The 17,489-nt window shown below is 39.7% G+C and carries 17 protein-coding genes; 7 read left to right on the top strand and 10 right to left on the bottom strand.

What is annotated here, in order from left to right; genetic code table 11:
• Nucleotides 1–27: 27 nt before the first annotated feature.
• The 7 genes from DQ356_RS08340 (at nucleotide 28) to DQ356_RS08310 (ending at nucleotide 8,566) form a co-directional block, all read left to right on the top strand.
• Complete coding sequence (locus DQ356_RS08340; RefSeq protein WP_262510891.1) at nucleotides 28–996, top strand: iron ABC transporter permease; 969 nt, start codon at nucleotides 28–30, stop codon at nucleotides 994–996.
• Between the two features lies 1 nt (nucleotide 997).
• Nucleotides 998–1,921 carry an ABC transporter ATP-binding protein gene (locus DQ356_RS08335; protein WP_114304019.1) on the top strand — a complete coding sequence of 308 codons (924 nt, stop codon included), beginning with the start codon at nucleotides 998–1,000 and terminating at the stop codon, nucleotides 1,919–1,921.
• Nucleotides 1,922–2,080: 159 nt separating this feature from the next.
• Nucleotides 2,081–2,533, top strand: a complete 453-nt coding sequence (locus DQ356_RS08330; RefSeq protein WP_114304018.1) for a MarR family winged helix-turn-helix transcriptional regulator — start codon at nucleotides 2,081–2,083, stop codon at nucleotides 2,531–2,533.
• Between the two features lie 5 nt (nucleotides 2,534–2,538).
• Nucleotides 2,539–4,932, top strand: a complete 2,394-nt coding sequence (locus DQ356_RS08325) for a 3-hydroxyacyl-CoA dehydrogenase/enoyl-CoA hydratase family protein (RefSeq protein ID WP_114304017.1) — start codon at nucleotides 2,539–2,541, stop codon at nucleotides 4,930–4,932.
• A gap of 83 nt (nucleotides 4,933–5,015) precedes the next feature.
• Entirely contained in the window at nucleotides 5,016–5,480 is a 465-nt protein-coding gene (gene tnpA / locus DQ356_RS08320; protein ID WP_114304016.1) for an IS200/IS605 family transposase, read from the top strand.
• A gap of 104 nt (nucleotides 5,481–5,584) precedes the next feature.
• Complete coding sequence (locus DQ356_RS08315) at nucleotides 5,585–6,763, top strand: thiolase family protein (protein WP_114304015.1); 1,179 nt, start codon at nucleotides 5,585–5,587, stop codon at nucleotides 6,761–6,763.
• Between the two features lie 36 nt (nucleotides 6,764–6,799).
• A complete protein-coding gene (locus DQ356_RS08310) occupies nucleotides 6,800–8,566 on the top strand; it encodes an acyl-CoA dehydrogenase family protein (protein WP_114304014.1) in 1,767 nt (588 codons plus the stop codon).
• 87 nt (nucleotides 8,567–8,653) lie between these two features.
• Here the strand turns inward: DQ356_RS08310 and DQ356_RS08305 are convergent, their stop codons facing one another.
• The 10 genes from DQ356_RS08305 to DQ356_RS08260 form a co-directional block, all read right to left on the bottom strand.
• Nucleotides 8,654–9,043 carry an META domain-containing protein gene (locus tag DQ356_RS08305; protein WP_114304013.1) on the bottom strand — a complete coding sequence of 130 codons (390 nt, stop codon included), beginning with the start codon at nucleotides 9,041–9,043 and terminating at the stop codon, nucleotides 8,654–8,656.
• Between the two features lie 66 nt (nucleotides 9,044–9,109).
• Nucleotides 9,110–11,512 (bottom strand): phenylalanine--tRNA ligase subunit beta, encoded by a 2,403-nt coding sequence (gene pheT / locus DQ356_RS08300; protein WP_114304012.1) that lies wholly within the window; start codon nucleotides 11,510–11,512, stop codon nucleotides 9,110–9,112.
• Nucleotides 11,513–11,674: 162 nt separating this feature from the next.
• The gene (locus DQ356_RS08295; protein WP_114304011.1) at nucleotides 11,675–12,118 is read right to left on the bottom strand and encodes an SRPBCC domain-containing protein; all 444 of its coding nucleotides are present in this window, start codon (nucleotides 12,116–12,118) and stop codon (nucleotides 11,675–11,677) included.
• 37 nt (nucleotides 12,119–12,155) lie between these two features.
• Nucleotides 12,156–12,572: an SRPBCC domain-containing protein gene (locus DQ356_RS08290; RefSeq protein ID WP_114304010.1), complete on the bottom strand. Its 417-nt coding sequence runs from the start codon at nucleotides 12,570–12,572 to the stop codon at nucleotides 12,156–12,158.
• Nucleotides 12,573–12,607: 35 nt separating this feature from the next.
• Nucleotides 12,608–13,030, bottom strand: coding sequence for an SRPBCC domain-containing protein (locus tag DQ356_RS08285; protein WP_114304009.1), 423 nt, complete (start codon nucleotides 13,028–13,030; stop codon nucleotides 12,608–12,610).
• A 6-nt stretch (nucleotides 13,031–13,036) separates the two neighbouring features.
• Complete coding sequence (locus tag DQ356_RS08280; protein ID WP_114304008.1) at nucleotides 13,037–13,465, bottom strand: VOC family protein; 429 nt, start codon at nucleotides 13,463–13,465, stop codon at nucleotides 13,037–13,039.
• Nucleotides 13,466–13,548: 83 nt separating this feature from the next.
• Entirely contained in the window at nucleotides 13,549–14,766 is a 1,218-nt protein-coding gene (locus DQ356_RS08275) for a DUF763 domain-containing protein (protein WP_114304007.1), read from the bottom strand.
• 63 nt (nucleotides 14,767–14,829) lie between these two features.
• The gene (gene tpx, locus DQ356_RS08270; protein ID WP_114304006.1) at nucleotides 14,830–15,327 is read right to left on the bottom strand and encodes a thiol peroxidase; all 498 of its coding nucleotides are present in this window, start codon (nucleotides 15,325–15,327) and stop codon (nucleotides 14,830–14,832) included.
• Between the two features lie 85 nt (nucleotides 15,328–15,412).
• Complete coding sequence (locus DQ356_RS08265; RefSeq protein ID WP_114304005.1) at nucleotides 15,413–16,834, bottom strand: CCA tRNA nucleotidyltransferase; 1,422 nt, start codon at nucleotides 16,832–16,834, stop codon at nucleotides 15,413–15,415.
• A 75-nt stretch (nucleotides 16,835–16,909) separates the two neighbouring features.
• A complete protein-coding gene (locus DQ356_RS08260; RefSeq protein ID WP_114304004.1) occupies nucleotides 16,910–17,458 on the bottom strand; it encodes an L-threonylcarbamoyladenylate synthase in 549 nt (182 codons plus the stop codon).
• Nucleotides 17,459–17,489 lie beyond the last annotated feature (31 nt).

The following is a 17,489-nucleotide window of genomic DNA, read 5'->3' as shown; positions in this document are numbered from 1 at the left end:
AAGGGCAAACTGATTATTGACACCGATTTGAAACCGGGATTTAAACCTCTTTGTGCAGCCATTGTTATTTTAGCTGTTATTACTATTATGGTGAATCTGAATGTTGGGTTTATCAGTCTTTCCTTGGCAGATTTTTTTTCGGACAGCAGCCATTCTCAGATTGCCCAAATCCGGATGAACAGAATTCTGGTAATGGCTTTGGCAGGAATTTCCATTCCCACTTCCGGATTTCTGCTTCAGGAATATTTTCAAAATCCATTAGCAGGACCATCGGTGCTCGGAATCACCTCAGTAGCGAGCCTGAGTGTGGCTTTTTACATTTTTTTCTTTCATGATTTTGCTCTACCTGAATTCCTGCAGAACGGATTCATCAGTATTGCAGCGGTGACAGGAAGTATCCTGATGATGCTGGTTCTGATTTCTTTTTCCAATACGTTTCAGGATAAATCATTTCTTATTATTTTTGGGTTTCTGGTTTCTGCGCTTGCAGGTGCAGTGGTTGCACTTTTGCAGTTGTATGCGGACAATCAAAGTCTGAAAAATTATATTCTCTGGAGTTACGGTGCCAATCAACAGGTGAGCAATTATCAATTAATAATTCTGTCTGTTATTGTATTCATCGGGTTGATGGTGAGTTTCAGAACGATCAAACCTTTAATCGGAAATACGCTGGGAATCCAATACGCACAGAGTTTCGGGGTTAATTTAACACAGCTTAAATATCTGATTATCATTTCTTCTTCCCTGCTTTCTGCTTCTATAACGGCATTTTTAGGGCCAGTTTTATTCATCGGGATTGTAGTTCCGCATTTCTGCCGTATGATCTGGAATCCGGCACAACTGTGGCATCAGTGGATTCTGAATATGCTTTTAGGAATTTTCATTATGGAATTATTCTCTGTCATTTCGGAACTTATTCAGCTTCCGATGAACGTAATTACTTCTCTTTTCGGTATTCCTGTGATTCTTTTAATGTTAATAAAATCCCGCCGCTGACATGTTTCTGGAATTAGAAAATATAACTATTGGATACCAATCTCCATTAATAAAGAATGCGGATGCTGCCTTGTCTTTAGGGGAAGTCTGCCTTATAATCGGGAATAACGGCGTGGGAAAAACAACTTTATTCCGAACGATTCTCCATCAGATTCCTGCACTTTCAGGGAATATCCGTATCGATAAAAAAGATATAAAAACATTTTCAACCAAAGAAATTGCGAAATATATTGCGATGGTATTTTCCAAACCTCAGGTTCCGGCACATTATACCACGGAGGATTTGATATCTTTGGGAAAGTATGTGCATTATCCCTATTATTTTGAACTTGAAAAAAAGGATAAAGAAGATGTTCAGCATATCATTCAAAATCTGAATCTGGGGCCTTATAAAGACTGGAATTTACAGAAACTATCCGATGGAAACCTTCAAAAAGCATTTATAGGGAGAGCTTTTGCTCAGAATGCACCTGTGATGATTCTGGACGAACCTACCACGCATTTGGACGAAGAAAATAAAATTATCATCCTAAAACTGCTGAGAGATTTTGCAGAGAAATATAACAAACTTGTCCTGTTTTCTTCTCATGACTGGCGATTGGCAAAGGAATTTGCAGACAAAATATGGTTTATAAAAGATCAAACCCTTCACGCCGGAGTTGCAGAAGATATATTGATTTCCCATCAGGATTTAGCGGCTCCTTTTTTGTTCAATATGGATCAATATTTCATTCCGCCCGTTATTTCAGCACCTCTTTTGGAAAAAGAGTTTCTTTATTCCGCACTTCAGAAAAATTTTAAAAAAGACCTTTCCAGTTTCCAGTTTTCCTACAAAAACCCTTTCTGGGAAATTTCCACTTCTGAATTTGTACACCAGTGCCATTCATTTGAAGAAATCATTCACTTCCTTCGGAAAAGGTCTTAAAGTCTATCTAAATCTTTTCTCTTTATATACCCTGACAGTATGCTATTCATACCGTTAATCATGCTGATGTACAACAATTAACAAAAGATTAACAAAATAAACATACTATGCATGCATAATAATTTCTATCTTTGATGATTATGCAAACTAATTTAGATAATGGAAAAGAATAATACAGAAAAGGTGGATAACATTGATTTACTCTTAAAATCAACCTGGATATCAGTTTCAAAGATGTATTCTGAAATGGCTTCTGAATACGACAGCACTGCAGTTCAGGCCTTAACTTTATTAAAAATTGACCCCAAAGAAGGTACCCGAAGTACCAATCTTGGTCCGAAGATGGCCATCGAACCAACTTCCCTCACTAGGATTATTAAAATTCTTGAGGATAATGGGTATATCTATAAAGAAAAAACAACTTCAGACAAGCGTGAAGTGATCATAAAGCTGACTGAAAAAGGATTGAAACACAGGAATATTTCAAAGGATGTCGTGGTGAATTTTAATAAAGCCGTGATCGATAAAGTATCTCCTGAAAAACTCGAAATTTTCAAGGAAGTAATGGATATCATCCTAAAAACCGCTAATGAACTCAACAAGAAAAAATAAGTAATATGAAAAGACGGATCAAACACGTTACCGTTCTCGGTTCCGGGATCATGGGTTCAGGTATCGCAGCGCATTTTGCCAATATTGGTGTAGAAGTGCTTTTGCTAGATATTGTTCCTTTTGAACTCACCGAAGCGGAGCAGAAAAAAAATCTTACCAAAGACGACAAAGCCGTACGAAACAGAATTGCTTCCGAAAACTTTGCAAAACTGAAAAAAGCGAGCCCGGCTTTGCTTTACACTCCGAAATTTGCCGACAGAATCAGCATAGGGAATTTTGATGATGACTTACCAAAAATCAAAAATACTGACTGGATTATTGAAGTCGTTGTTGAAAGACTCGACATCAAAAAACAGGTGTATGAGAAAATTGAACAGTTCAGAACTCCGGGAACCCTGGTTACCTCCAATACTTCCGGTATTCCGATTAATATGCTTGTAGAAGGGCGAAGCGAAGATTTCAAAAAACATTTCGCCGGAACACACTTCTTCAATCCGGTAAGATATTTACCTCTTTTGGAAGTGATTCCAACAAAAGATACAGACCCTGAAATCTCACAGTTCTATATTGATTATGGTGCTAAATTCTTAGGAAAAACCACGGTTCTTGCAAAAGATACTCCTGCATTTATCGCCAATAGAATCGGTGTTTTTTCGATGATGAATCTGCTTCACGAAGTAAAAGAATTAGGCCTGAGTGTCACAGATATTGATAAATTAACCGGTCCCGTCATTGGCCGTCCGAAATCTGCCACTTTCAGAACCGCAGATGTTGTGGGCTTGGATACTTTGGTGATGGTGGCAAAAGGCGTTCACGGAAGCGGTGTGGAAGCCAATAATTTTAATAATGTTTTCGAATTGCCGGACTACATCCAAAAAATGGTGGACAACAAATGGCTTGGTTCAAAAACAGAACAAGGCTTTTATAAAAAAATAAAAAACGCTGAAGGAAAATCAGAAATTCATGGCCTTAACTTGGATACCATGGAGTATGAACTTCAGGGTAAATCCAGTTTTCCAACTCTTGAACTGACAAAAAATATCGATAAACCTATCGACAGGTTTAAGGTGTTAATTGGCGGAAAAGATAAGGCGGGAGAATTGTACAGAAAGTCATTGGGAGCACTTTTCGCCTACGTATCGCATAAAGTTCCGGAAATTTCCGACGAAGTATACAAAATAGATGACGCTATGCGTGCAGGTTTTGGCTGGGATAACGGCCCGTTCGAAATCTGGGATGCCATCGGTATTCAAAAAGGAATTGAGCTCGCAAAAGATGCAGGATACGAGGTTTCAGATTGGGTGAGAAATGTGGAATCTTTCTACAAAGTGAACGAAAAAGGACACAGAATTTTCTTTGATCAAACCAAGTCTGAGTACTCAGATATTCCCGGACAGGATGCTTTCATTATTCTCGACAATATCAGAAAAGATAAAACCCTTTGGAACAATTCGGAATCTGCTATTCAGTATCTGGGCGACGGAATTATCAACTTTGAAATCCGTTCCAAAATGAACTCTATGGGCGGAGGTGTTTTGGATGGTTTAAACCGAGCCATCGATCTTGCAGAAAAGGAATACGACGGGCTGGTTGTTGGAAACCAGGGAAGTAATTTTTCTGTGGGAGCGAATTTAGCAATGATTCTAATGATGGCGATTGACCAGGATTGGGATGACCTTAACATGGCGATCGGCTATTTCCAGAAATCCATGATGCGGGTTCGCTACTCTTCCATTCCTGTTGTCGTTGCGCCTTTTGGCATGACCTTGGGCGGCGGTTGTGAAATGACGATGCATGCCGACCGTGTTGTAGCTGCTGCAGAAACTTATATCGGATTGGTAGAAACCGGTGTTGGCGTAATTCCCGGCGGTGGCGGAACAAAGGAAATGACCTTAAGAACTTCTAGAGAATTTGAAAAAGACGACGTGAAAACCAACCGTCTGCGGGATGCTTTCATGAATATCGCCATGGGTAAAGTAGCCACTTCTGCCTATGAAGCTTACGATATGGGAATTTTAGAACAGCACAAAGATATCGTGGTGGTTGATAAGAACCGTCAGATTGCGGAAGCTAAGAAAGTCGCAAAACTGCTCGCGGAGCAAGGATACACCCAACCTATTGAACAGAAAGTTACCGTGCTTGGCAAAGATGCTTTAGGAATGTTCTATGTGGGAACCGATCAAATGCTTGCCGGAAATTACATTTCTGAACATGACAAAAAAATTGCCGACAAACTCGGTTATGTTATGGTGGGCGGAAATCTATCCGAACCCACATTAGTATCTGAACAATATTTATTGAACTTAGAAAGAGAAACGTTCCTTTCCCTTACGGGCGAGAGAAAAACTTTGGAGAGAATTCAATACATGTTGCAAAAAGGAAAACCATTGAGAAATTAGAAAAGCTCCGGAGGAGCGACCTGTTAATAGCAATGTAATAAAAACTCCTTTTATGAGCCACGTAGTGGCGACCTGTTAATTTTATGGCCAACACCTATACACAGATTTTTATCCAAATTGTTTTCGCAGTGAAAGGAAGGCAAAACCTTATTCCGGTAGAAAACAGAGAGTTACATAAATTTATTACAGGAATGGTTCAACATAGAGGTCAAAAATTATTTGCTGTATTTACTATGCCTGATCATATACATATGCTGGTAAGTGTGAAACCTACTATCTTAATTTCAGATTTAGTCAGAGATATAAAAGCTGGATCTTCAAAATTCATCAATGATAAAAAATGGATGAACAACAAATTCAACTGGCAGGAAGGTTATGGGGCATTTTCCTATTCTAAGAGTAGTGTAGATTTGGTAGTGAAATATATTTTAAATCAGGAAGAACATCATAAAACTAAATCGTTCAAAACTGAATACCTGGATTTTCTGGAAAAATTTAATATTAATTATAATTCCGAATATTTGTTTGAATGGATTGAAGATAATTAACAGGTCGCTCCTACGGAGCTCCCCTTTAAAATCCCACAAAGATTATTAACAGCCGCCCTCTACGAGGCCGAAACCAAAAATTAATTTTAAATAATACAAAAAATATGAGACAAGCATATATCATAAAAGGATACAGAACAGCAGTCGGAAAAGCACCGAAAGGCTCACTCCGTTTTACACGTCCCGATGTAATGGCGGCAACTGTTATTGAAAAACTAATCACAGATGTTCCACAGCTCGATAAAAACAGAATTGACGATTTGATCGTTGGAAACGCAATGCCCGAAGCAGAACAGGGACTCAATGTTGCCCGATTGATCTCATTAATGGGATTGCATACCGATAAAGTTCCGGGCGTTACGGTGAACCGTTATTGTGCTTCAGGTTCTGAAGCGATAGCCATTGCATCCGCAAAAATTCAGGCGGGAATGGCCGACTGTATTATTGCAGGCGGTACCGAATCCATGAGTTATATCCCGATGGGTGGTTACAAACCCGTTCCCGAAACGGAAATTGCAAAGTCCAATCCCGATTATTATTGGGGAATGGGTTACACTGCTGAAGCGGTGGCCAATAAGTATAAAATTTCCAGAGAAGAGCAGGATCAGTTTGCATTTGATTCTCACATGAAGGCCCTGAAAGCCAATGAAGAAGGAAGATTTAAAAATCAAATTGTACCGATTCCAGTAGAATATAATTTCCTGGACGAAAACCAGAAAATGCAGACGAAGAAATTCGATTTTTCTGTGGATGAAGGCCCAAGAAAAGATACCAGTTTAGAAGGTTTGGCCAAACTTCGCCCAGTTTTTGCCAATGGAGGTTCGGTTACAGCAGGAAATTCTTCACAAATGTCTGATGGTGCCGCTTTCGTTATCGTGATGAGCGAAGAAATGGTAAAAGAATTAGGTCTAGAACCTGAAGCGCGACTCGTTTCTTACGCTGCTGCAGGATTGGAACCCCGCATCATGGGAATGGGCCCAGTGTATGCCATTCCGAAAGCATTGAAACAGGCGGGAATGCAACTGAAAGATATCGAACTTATTGAAATGAATGAAGCATTTGCGTCACAATCAGTTGCTATCCAAAAAGAACTGGATCTGAATAAAGAAATTCTGAACGTGAACGGAGGAGCGATTGCACTGGGACACCCATTAGGCTGCACCGGAACCAAACTGACCGTTCAGCTTCTGGATGAAATGAAAAAACGCGGCAACAAATACGGAATGGTGACCATGTGCGTAGGAACGGGACAGGGAGCTGCGAGTATTTTTGAATTGCTTTAAAAGGTAAGATAACACTTAAAATAAACGAATAAATATATGAGCACATTAATTGGAGGTGATTTCTTAATTACCGAAACTCCAGCCAAAGACATCTTCACGGTAGAAGACTTTTCCGAAGAACAAAAAATGCTTCGTGATTCGGCCAAAGAATTTATCGACAGAGAAGTAATCCCTCACCACGAGAGATTTGAAAAAAAAGATTACCAACTGACCGAGGAAAAAATGCGCCAGCTTGGCGAACTCGGACTGCTGGGTGTAGCCGTTCCTGAAGAATACGGTGGTTTGGGAATGGGCTTCGTTTCCACCATGCTGGCCTGCGATATTGTTTCCGGTGCCAACGGATCTCTTGCGACCGCTTATGGTGCACACACCGGAATCGGAACACTACCGATTTTGCTGTACGGAACCGAAGATCAAAAGAAAAAATACCTTCCGGATCTGGCTACAGGAGCTAAATTTGGTGCGTATTGCCTTACTGAACCTGATGCTGGCTCAGATGCCAATTCAGGAAAAACTCGAGCAAAACTTTCCGAAGACGGCCAACATTACATTATCAACGGACAGAAAATGTGGATTTCAAATGCAGGTTTTGCAGAGATTTTCATCGTTTTTGCCAAAATTGATGACGATAAAAACATCACAGCTTTTATTGTAGAAAAAACAGGAACTGAAGGGCTTTCTTTCGGCGAAGAAGAACACAAGCTGGGAATCCGCTCCTCTTCTACCCGACAGGTTTTCTTCAATGACATGAAAGTACCGGTAGAGAATCTTCTGGGAGAAAGAAACAATGGTTTCAAAATCGCCTTGAACGCATTAAACGTCGGACGAATTAAACTTGCTGCGGCAAATCTGGACGGACAGCGTAGAATTTTCAATCATTCTGTACAGTACGCAAACGAAAGAAAACAGTTCGGTGTTTCCATTTCTACTTTTGGCGCTATCCGCAAAAAAATAGCAGAAATGGCGACCGGAATTTTTGTTTCTGAAGCCGGTTCCTATCGTGTGGCTAAAGATGTAGAAGATAAAATTTCAGAACTGGTTGCCGCTGGTATGAATCATCAGCAGGCAGAACTGAAAGGTGTTGAAGAATATGCCGTGGAAGCATCTATTCTGAAGGTTTTTGTTTCAGACTTAACACAGCATACTGCCGATGAAGGAATTCAGATTTATGGTGGGATGGGATTCAGCGAAGATACGCCAATGGAAGCTGCCTGGAGAGATGCCCGAATCGGACGTATTTATGAAGGAACCAATGAAATCAACCGTCTTTTAGCAGTCGGAATGCTCATCAAACGTGCGATGAAAGGACAATTGGATCTTCTGACTCCTGCGATGGCCATTTCAAAAGAACTGATGGGAATCCCCTCTTTCGAAATTCCGGATTATTCTGAATTTATGTCAGAAGAAAAAGCCCTGATTGCCAATCTGAAAAAAGTGTTTCTGATGGTTTCCGGAGCTGCACTTCAAAAATATATGACCGAAATCGAAAAACAGCAGCATCTTTTGCTGAACGCTTCGGAAATTCTGAATCAGATCTTTATGGCTGAATCCGCAATTCTAAGAGCGGAAAAACATTTTTCTGCAGATTCTGTAGAAGCTGAGATGGCGCAACTGAACCTTTATAAGGCGACCGAAGCCATTATTAAAGCAGCAAAAGAAGGAATTGTTTCGTTTGCCGAAGGAGATGAGCAACGAATGATGCTTTCCGGGCTGAGAAGATTTACAAAATATACCAATACTCCAAATGTGGTAGCTCTTACTGAAAGAATTGCCGCACATTTTGTAGAAAAAGGATCGTATTAAGCAACCAAAAAAAATAGAAAAAATGGCGCTCCAAAATGAATTGGAGCGTTTTTGTTTAGGTTAAAAGAAGGAAAAACCTTTTAGACATTATTTTATTTTACTGAATTTCAGCAGCAAGAGATCATTCTGATACAATTCGAGTGTAGATCCTGAGATTCTATAACGGTTTGCTTTAGGAAGCATATTGAAATAAGTGGTTTCTCCTGCTATATTTTCACACATTTTTTTGGTTGCTCCGATGCCTTTAACAGAAAAACTCCCCGTTGCGGGATCTGCCTGAAGATCACCGAAATAATTGTTGCAACCACCGTTACCGCTCACCCTTGTGTTTTCAAAAACAAGAGTTGGCTGATTTCCTTTTACCTGATCCGAAAGTTGCCATTGTGTATTAGCCAGAACAGGTTGATTTTGAGTGCTTACTGCTCCACAGGAATACAAAACGGCAGAAGCCATAGCGGCAAAAATATATTTTTTCATTTTTTTAATAATTTAAACTTTGTTTAAAAACGATGAACTGAAGACAATATTTCGATCATCGCAACTTTATCCGCGAAGTTCTGCACCAAATTCCTTTTGGAACTGGTGAATAAGCGAATTCATTACTTCAGAAATTTCTTTTTCCCCAAGGGTCTTTTCTTCATTCAGTAGTTCAAAACTCATGGCATACGATTTCTTTCCTACAGGAAGTTTTTCGCCTTCATACACATCGAAAAGCTGAACTGATTTCAGATATGGCGACGGGTTCTTTCGGGCTGCACTTCGCAAAGCCGAATAACTGATTTCCTTATCCACCAACAACGCCAGATCTCTCCTGAGTTTGTTGAATTTCGGAATCTCTTTGAATTTAAAATTTCCTTTTGCACGAAGTTTCTGTGCCGTTTCCAGCTCGATTTCTGCATAGAAACAATCCTGATCCACATCGAAATGCTGTGCCAGTTTCTTTGAAACTTTACCCATTTTTGCAATGGTTTTGCCTTCAGAAGACATTTCAAGCGCATCTGAAAATCGGGAATCTTCAAGCGCATTTTCTTCAATTTTAATTCCCAATCTGTCCAGAAGCAGTTTTACATAACCTTTCAGATAATAGAAATCTGTAGAAGATTTTGGCTGAAGCCAGTTTTCCGCTTTTTCTCTACCGGTAATCAGCAATGCCAATTGTTTTCTCTCCAGATAATTTTCCTTTTTATGATAAATTTTACCCAGTTCAAAAAACTTCAAATCCGGTGATTTCCGATTGATATTATAAGCCGCATTTTCCAAGAGGCCTTCCAGCATTGAAGTTCTCATAAAAGCAAGATCGCTGCTCAGCGGATTCAGAAGTTTCACAGCATCGGTAGGATCCGCCAATGAGGTCAGTGAATTATTCATCACTTCAAAAAAACCATTTCCCTGAAGCGTTCTCGCCCATGAATTTTCAAGTTCATCCTGATCTTCAGGCGTTAATTTCACAGGAGTAAAAGCCATTTTGTGCTGAGATTCAATTTTATTATATCCATAAATTCTCAGGATTTCCTCAATGACATCAATTTCGCGGGTGACATCTGCTCGATATGCCGGAACCGAAATTTCAAGTCCGTTCGCAATCGTATTTAATACAGTAATTTCTAGCGATTTCAGAATGCTTTTGACAGTTTCAATATGAATTTTTGTTCCAAGAATCTGTTCTATTTTTGAAAAACGAAGAATAATGTAATGATCTTCTATTTTATTAGGATAATGTTCCAGCAATGGTTCAGCCAGCTTTCCGCCGGTGATTTTAGTGATCAGTTCAATGGCATGCGTGATGGCTGTTTTGGCGATATTTGGATCAACCCCTCTTTCAAAACGGAATGAAGCATCGGTACTTAATCCGTGAAGTTTAGCTGTTTTACGTACTGAAACAGGATTGAAATAAGCGCTTTCCAGAAAAATATTTTTTGTAGTTTCTGAAACTCCGGAATGTGCACCACCGAAAACGCCTGCAATACAGAGCGGTGAATTATCTCCGTCTTTTATCATCAGTTCAGAACCATTCAAGGTACGTTCTGTCCCGTCGAGTGTTTTAAATTTTTCTCCGGCTTTGCTGAGTCCGATTTTAACTTTATTTCCTGATATTTTATCCGCATCAAAAGCATGCAATGGTTGCCCTAATCCATGAAGAATAAAATTGGTAATATCAACCACATTGTTCACGGGTGCCAAACCAATCGCTTTCAGACGATTCTGTAGCCAGGCAGGCGATTCTTTTATCTGAACATCCTGAATGACAGCTCCCACATATCGGGGACACAATCCACTGTCTTCTACTTCAATAGTAAATTCTGAATTTCCTTCAAAACGCAAGTCTTTAGCTTTAATTTTCTCAAAATCACAGGAAATTCCATGGGTTGACATGAAGGCATTCAGGTCTCGTGCTACACCGTAATGGGACATCGCATCGGTTCTATTGGGAGTGAGCCCGATTTCAAAAACATCATCCTGAACGATTTCAAAATAATCTAACAAAGGAGTTCCGACTGTAAAAATACTTTCTTCCAAAACCATAATACCGTCTGCATGATCGCTCAGCCCGAGTTCATCTTCGGAACAAATCATTCCCTGAGATTGCTCACCACGAATTTTTGCTTCTTTTATTTCGAAAAAACTTCCGTCCTTGCTGTAGATTTTCGTGCCGACTGTCGCCACAGGTACCGTTTGTCCTGCAGCTACATTGGGTGCGCCGCAAATGATGTTCAGAATGATTCCGTTTCCTGTATCTACGGTGGTTTTTTTTAGTTTATCCGCATTGGGATGCTGTTCACAAGTAAGAATTTTTCCTACAATGATGCCTTCCAGCCCGCCTTTTATGGTTTCATATTTTTCAATACCTTCTACTTCCAGTCCGATATCGGTAAGGTATTCTCCGATTTTTTCGGATTTCAGGTCAGTTTTCAGATAATCTTTCAGCCAGCTGTTTGAAATTTTCATTCTTTAATTTTGAAATTTAAAAAAGGGGAACTATCTCCTTTGGGTGATTCATCATTTGCAAATATCGGGAATTTTTCACATTTTCTTTCTAAAAATCGGGGATTTCAACGACAAAAAAAAGGAAAGCGCTTGCCTTCCTGTAGTCTTTTTTGGTTGAAATGCTTATGCCTGTTCCGCAAGTTCTTTTACAACTGCAAAACCTTTTTCGAAACCTTCTAACATAGGTTCCTCATATTCCGGAGTGGTTTGTAATTCACCTGCCAACTTGGTATATCCGTGAAATTCTGTGAGAAAATATTTCTCATGAGCGCCGCTCCACTCTGCAATCTCCCGGGTATTGAAAACTTCTTCGCCATTCTCAAGAAATCCAATATGCTGAAAGACTACTTCGTAGGGTTCATTCAAGCTATCGATGGTGGAAATCATTCCATTTTTTCCGCTGCTATCTAAGAAAAGAGTTCTGCCTCCAACTTTCCAATCAGACGTGTACTGCGAACCTTCGGAAAAAAAACGCGTCCACTGGCTATATGAACTTTTATCCCATAGAATGTTCCATATTTTTTCTGCCGGAGCAGCAATTTCTATTTCGTATGATATGGTAGCCATTTTAAATAAGTTTTAAGTTAAGATTGATAAATTGACATTATCGTGAGTTTTCTACATATTTTTCAAAATTGGAAAGCACAATATCCCAGAAACGTTTCTGCGATTCGCGGGTATTTTTCGTTTCCGGATCAAAAAACATGATGAAATGTGTGGTGGTATCGTCTTTTTTTTCGAAATGAAATTCCAAGTTTCTGCCGTCATCCAAAGTTGATAAGATTTTTTCCATGGGAATTACCGAATCGATGGTGCCTACAAAATCATAACCATGACTGCCATCTTTGTTTTCCATTCGGTAGCTGAAATTCCCTCCTGCTCGGAGTTCATTCAATGCTCTGGCACACCGCCAATCTTTGATAGCAAAAAACCATTTCTGAACGTGGTGAGGTTCCGAGAAATAAGTCCATACTTTTTCTACAGGTGCGAGCAGCCGTATTTCTGATTTTACTGTTTCCATTTTATATATTTTTAGACTACCTGAAAATCAAATAATTATTTACTGTTTTGATTTTCAGAATACAATTCGAAACTATGAAGAATTTTATCGAGACCATTTTTCTGCATTTCCACAGGATTTTTGGTTTCCGCTTCTATATCCAGAAAAACTTCGGTAGTTGTTTCATCCACTTTATTGAAAATTACTTCTGCTTTTCTGCCGTCATCAAGCGTATAACTGAGTTTTTGCTGAGGAATGACTTCATCAAAAGTTCCTGCATAATCGAACCCATAACTACCGTCTTTTGTTTCCATTCTGTAATTAAATCTTCCTCCGGTCCGAAGGTCATTTTCTGCTCTCGGACAAACCCAATTTTCATTGGTAATATTCCACTTTTTAATATGTTCAGGTTGCGTATAATATTCCCATACTTCGTGTACAGGTTTCAAAATGGTGGTATTGAGTATAATATTTTCCATAATTGTTTAAAACGTTGAATTTTCTTCAAAATGAATCATCCAAGGTGTGCCAAACCGATCTGTAAAACTTCCGAAGTAACCGTAAAATTCCTGTGACATCGGCATTTCTACCTTTCCACCTTCAGAGAGTTCCTGAAAAAGGCGGTCTGCTTCATCTTTGGTGTCCGGGGAAATGCAAATATAGCTGTTATTTCCTTGTTGGTAAGCAAAACCCATTCCCGGCATGGTATCCGACGCCATCAGAAATTCATCGCCCAAAGGCAACGAAACATGCATCACACGGTCGTGAAGCTCAGCAGGAATTTTATCCGCATCAGGTAAATCGCCCATTTTCATCATGCCATTGCCGGCAAAATCTACCCCGAAAACTTTTTTATAAAAAGTCATGGCTTCTTCGGCGTTACCGTTAAAATTAAGGTAAGGGTTTAGTTTCATAGTTTATAATTTGGTTGTTGAATGATAATTCGGCGATTAAATTTAAAAAAAATATATCAATCTAAGGCTCTGTTTTTTACGATTCAGAAAAGAGACAGCTGAATACCGCCGTTCCGGGGAAGATTTCTCGGTGGTTTTGCATCTCCGAAAACTGTTTTTCCTCCGTACTTCCACGAGTTTTTTCGTTCTTCTTCAATGACATCCTGAACATCAAAATCGGGTTCAAAATTTTCCTCTAATCGTACATTGATTTCATGAAGTTTCTTGATGGCCAGCAGTTTCTCAGAATGTTCCAATTTAGATTTTTGAATTCCTGATCTCAGAATTTCGATCGTTTCATCATATATTTTGGTAGGAACGGGAAACGGATGCCCGTCTTTTCCGCCATGAGCAAAGGAAAATCTCGCAGGATCCTGAAATCTTGACGGTGCACCGTGAATCACTTCCGAAACCAACGCCAGACTTTGCATCGTTCGTGGCCCGACCCCTTTTAACAACAGCAGTTCTTCAAAATTTTCCGGCTGCATTTCGCGAGTCATAGCCAAAGTGGCGCCCAGTCTTTTCAAGTTCAAATCAGATGCACGGATATCATGATGAGCAGGGAGAATGAGTGAAACTTCCTTCATCATTGCTTCCGGACTTTCATGGGAAATATTCAGAATGCCGTTTCTGTTTTGGCTGGCAGATTTTGCAGTAAGATCCAGAATAATTCCCTGATGAATTCCACAAATCCCTGTGTGAGGCTCTTCGACAAAACTTTTAATATTTTCAGAATGCCAATGGTACCGACGCGCTGTTTTACTTTTAACATTCATCCCCTGTTGGATCACTGCCCAATTTCCTTCATCGTTCACCATAAAATTGTGGGTGTACAATTGATAACCATCCTGAATGGCCGTATTATCCACTTTTGCTGATAATTTACTGGCGCGAACCAATTCTGATCCGTTGAGGCCGGTTGTTTCTGCAATTTTTAAAAGTTCGGAAGGCGTTTCCAGGGAAAATTTTCCTTTTCCACCGGCAATATAAATTCCGAGTTCACGCGAATGCGGATTGATGGCTCGTTTTAACGCACCCATCACCGAAGTGGTGACCCCCGAAGAATGCCAATCCATTCCCATCACTGCACCCAGACTCTGAAACCAGAAAGGATCACTCATCCTTCTGATGATTTCATTTTTACCATAATCTGCCAGAATTACCTCGACAATGGAAATTCCGAGTTTGGACATCCGTTCGTACAACCATTGTGGAACATATCCATAATGGAGCGGTAGGTTTGCAGATCCTGAGCGTTTCATTTTTCAAAATCAAAAAAACGCAAACTCAATTGCGCTTTTTTAATTTATAAATTTCTAGTTTTATTATTTCAAAGCTTGTAAAGCAGCATCGTAATCGGGTTCTTCAGTAATTTCCGGAACCTGCTCTGTGTAAAGCACTTTTCCTTCCTCATCTGTTACAATAATCGCACGGCTGAGAAGCCCTTTCATCGGGCTGTCGCTGATGCCGACACCGAAATCATCTCCAAAAGTTCCTCTGAAATCGGAAAGTGTTTCCACATGATCCAAACCTTCGGCAGCACAAAATCTCTTGAGTGCAAACGGAAGATCTTTGGAAACATTAATCACTACTGTATCCGGCAGATCCGCCGCTTTTTCATTAAACTTTCTGGCTGCAGCAGCACAAACGCCGGTATCTACGCTTGGGAAAATGCTGAATATTTTCTTTTTCCCTTTAAAATCGTCTTTTGTTTTCACATTCAGATCGGTGTCTACCAATGCAAAATCTTTGATCGAGCTTCCTACTTCAGGAAGATTTCCTACGGTTTGAACGTCATTACCGTGTAATTTAATATGTGCCATACTATTTTATTTTTATCAAAAATAAGCAAATTATGACAGAATCTTCCTAAGATAAAGGTTAAATAATTCTTAAAATAAAAACAGATCAAGCGGGAGAAAGGCCCAATTTTCTAGCTTCGGAAAGGACAAAATGCAAAGCTTCTTCCTTGCTATTAGAAATCTTTCCTTCCAAAATTGCTTCTTTTACACTTTCTTTCAAAACACCAATTTCACGTCCAGGTTTCAGTCCGAAAAGTTCCATCAATTCTTCACCGGAAATAGGCGGTTGAAAATTACGGATATGATCTTTGGCTTCTACTTCTTTAATTTTGGCAGCCACATAATCAAAATTCTTCTTAAAATGTTGCTGTTTTTTCGCGTTTTTCGTGGTAATATCTGCTTTACAAAGTGTAAACAAATCTTCCAGATCTTCTCCGGCATCATACAGCAAACGTCTCAATGCGGAATCTGATGCATCATCTGTAACGAGCGCAATTGGCCGTGAAGAAAGTTTCACCAATTTCTGTACATATTTCATATCCTGGCCCAAAGGAAGTTTCAGCCGTTGAAAGAGATTTTTTACCATTTTGGAACCTAAAAATTCGTGCCCGTGAAAAGTCCAGCCTGTTCCTTCTGCAAATTTCTTGGTTGGAGCTTTTCCAATGTCGTGAAGCAATGCAGCCCAGCGAAGCCAGAGGTTTTCCGTATGAAGAGAAATATTATCCACCACTTCCAAGGTGTGATAAAAATTGTCTTTATGCGTTTGCCCTTCCACTTCTTCAATGCCTTTCAATGCAGTAAGTTCAGGAATAATCAGTTTTAAAAGGCCGGTTTGTTCCATCAGTTTTAAACCTGATGATGGTTTTTGCGAAAGCATTATTTTGTTAAATTCCACCATAATCCGCTCCATGGAAACAATTTTAATACGGCCGGCTTCCTGTCGAATGGCAGCCAGCGAAGGTTCATCAACACGAAAATTCAATGTAGTGGCAAACCGGATGGCGCGCATCATTCGCAACGGATCGTCGGAATACGTTTGATGAGGTTCCAATGGAGTTCTGAGGATTTTATTTTCGAGATCTTGTTTTCCTTCAAAAGGATCTACCAACATTCCGAAATTTTCTTTATTCAAAGAAATGGCCATCGCATTTATGGTGAAATCCCGACGAAGTTGATCTTCTCGCAATGTTCCCGATTCTACTTCAGGATTTCTGCTTTCTTCGGAATAACTTTCTTTTCGCGCTCCGACAAATTCCAGTTCCAGATCATGGTAACGAAACATCGCTGTGCCATAGGTTTTGAAAATGGAAACTTTCAGTGTTGGACTGAGAGTTTTGGCAATATTTTGGGCGAGTTCAATTCCTGAACCTTCGGTCACAAAATCAATATCTGAAGGTGTGGCTCTTTTCATTAATAAATCCCGAACATAGCCGCCGATGATATAGACGGACTGTCCATGCAGGAAGGCTGTTTCAGAAATAATTTTGAAAAGTCTGTAATTTTTATTTTGAATTAAATTGATGTGCATGGGCTAAAATAAACGTCACCAACAAGCGTTGTTGTAAGTGTTGTGGTGTGTAAAGATACGAATCGGATCACTCTCTTATTCTCTTAAAATTTTTATGCGGTTGTCCGGCCAGATTCTGATGACAGAAGAACCCGAAAACTTAGAGATTCGGTTGCGCTGTTCTTCCACAGCGTAATCCACTTCCTGAATAATTTCAGGATTGATGTCGGAAAATTTCATCGGACTTTTTTCTCCGCTGAAATTTGCCGATGTAGATACCAAAGGTTTATTAAGTTTTGAAATCAATTTTTTGCAAAAATTATCCTTCACCAACCGTATTCCAATACTGCCATCTTCCGCCAGAAGTTCATCAGGAATTCCTTTAGGAAGATCATAAACGATGGTTACGGGTTTATCCGAAAGATCCATGATTTGCCAAGCCATTTCTGGCACATCCACAATATTCTGAAGACGCTGCTCGCTTTCTACCAGAACAATCATTGATTTGGAGGCATCCCGTTTTTTTATTTCAAAAATTTTTTTAATAGCTTCCACATTCGTTGCATCGCAGCCTATTCCCCAAATGGTATCGGTAGGATACAACAAGGTTCCGCCGGATTTCAGAATTTCAACAATATGATCCATATTCGGAGAAAAATATACTGTGTTTTGACTT

This window comes from Chryseobacterium lacus (assembly GCF_003336205.1).
Classification (GTDB): Bacteria; Bacteroidota; Bacteroidia; order Flavobacteriales; family Weeksellaceae; genus Chryseobacterium_A; species Chryseobacterium_A lacus.
This window is presented reverse-complemented; position numbering and strand designations above follow the sequence as displayed.

Coding starts and splice junctions, on each gene's coding strand:
- DQ356_RS08335 (WP_114304019.1), top strand. CDS start 998: ATGTTTCTGGAATTAGAAAATATAACTATTGGATACCAATCTCCATTA.
- DQ356_RS08305 (WP_114304013.1), bottom strand. CDS start 9,043: ATGAAAAAATATATTTTTGCCGCTATGGCTTCTGCCGTTTTGTATTCC.
- DQ356_RS08310 (WP_114304014.1), top strand. CDS start 6,800: ATGAGCACATTAATTGGAGGTGATTTCTTAATTACCGAAACTCCAGCC.
- tpx (WP_114304006.1), bottom strand. CDS start 15,327: ATGGCACATATTAAATTACACGGTAATGACGTTCAAACCGTAGGAAAT.
- tnpA (WP_114304016.1), top strand. CDS start 5,016: ATGGCCAACACCTATACACAGATTTTTATCCAAATTGTTTTCGCAGTG.
- DQ356_RS08330 (WP_114304018.1), top strand. CDS start 2,081: ATGGAAAAGAATAATACAGAAAAGGTGGATAACATTGATTTACTCTTA.
- DQ356_RS08260 (WP_114304004.1), bottom strand. CDS start 17,458: ATGGATCATATTGTTGAAATTCTGAAATCCGGCGGAACCTTGTTGTAT.
- DQ356_RS08325 (WP_114304017.1), top strand. CDS start 2,539: ATGAAAAGACGGATCAAACACGTTACCGTTCTCGGTTCCGGGATCATG.
- DQ356_RS08315 (WP_114304015.1), top strand. CDS start 5,585: ATGAGACAAGCATATATCATAAAAGGATACAGAACAGCAGTCGGAAAA.
- DQ356_RS08285 (WP_114304009.1), bottom strand. CDS start 13,030: ATGGAAAATATTATACTCAATACCACCATTTTGAAACCTGTACACGAA.
- pheT (WP_114304012.1), bottom strand. CDS start 11,512: ATGAAAATTTCAAACAGCTGGCTGAAAGATTATCTGAAAACTGACCTG.
- DQ356_RS08265 (WP_114304005.1), bottom strand. CDS start 16,834: ATGCACATCAATTTAATTCAAAATAAAAATTACAGACTTTTCAAAATT.
- DQ356_RS08290 (WP_114304010.1), bottom strand. CDS start 12,572: ATGGAAACAGTAAAATCAGAAATACGGCTGCTCGCACCTGTAGAAAAA.
- DQ356_RS08275 (WP_114304007.1), bottom strand. CDS start 14,766: ATGAAACGCTCAGGATCTGCAAACCTACCGCTCCATTATGGATATGTT.
- DQ356_RS08295 (WP_114304011.1), bottom strand. CDS start 12,118: ATGGCTACCATATCATACGAAATAGAAATTGCTGCTCCGGCAGAAAAA.
- DQ356_RS08280 (WP_114304008.1), bottom strand. CDS start 13,465: ATGAAACTAAACCCTTACCTTAATTTTAACGGTAACGCCGAAGAAGCC.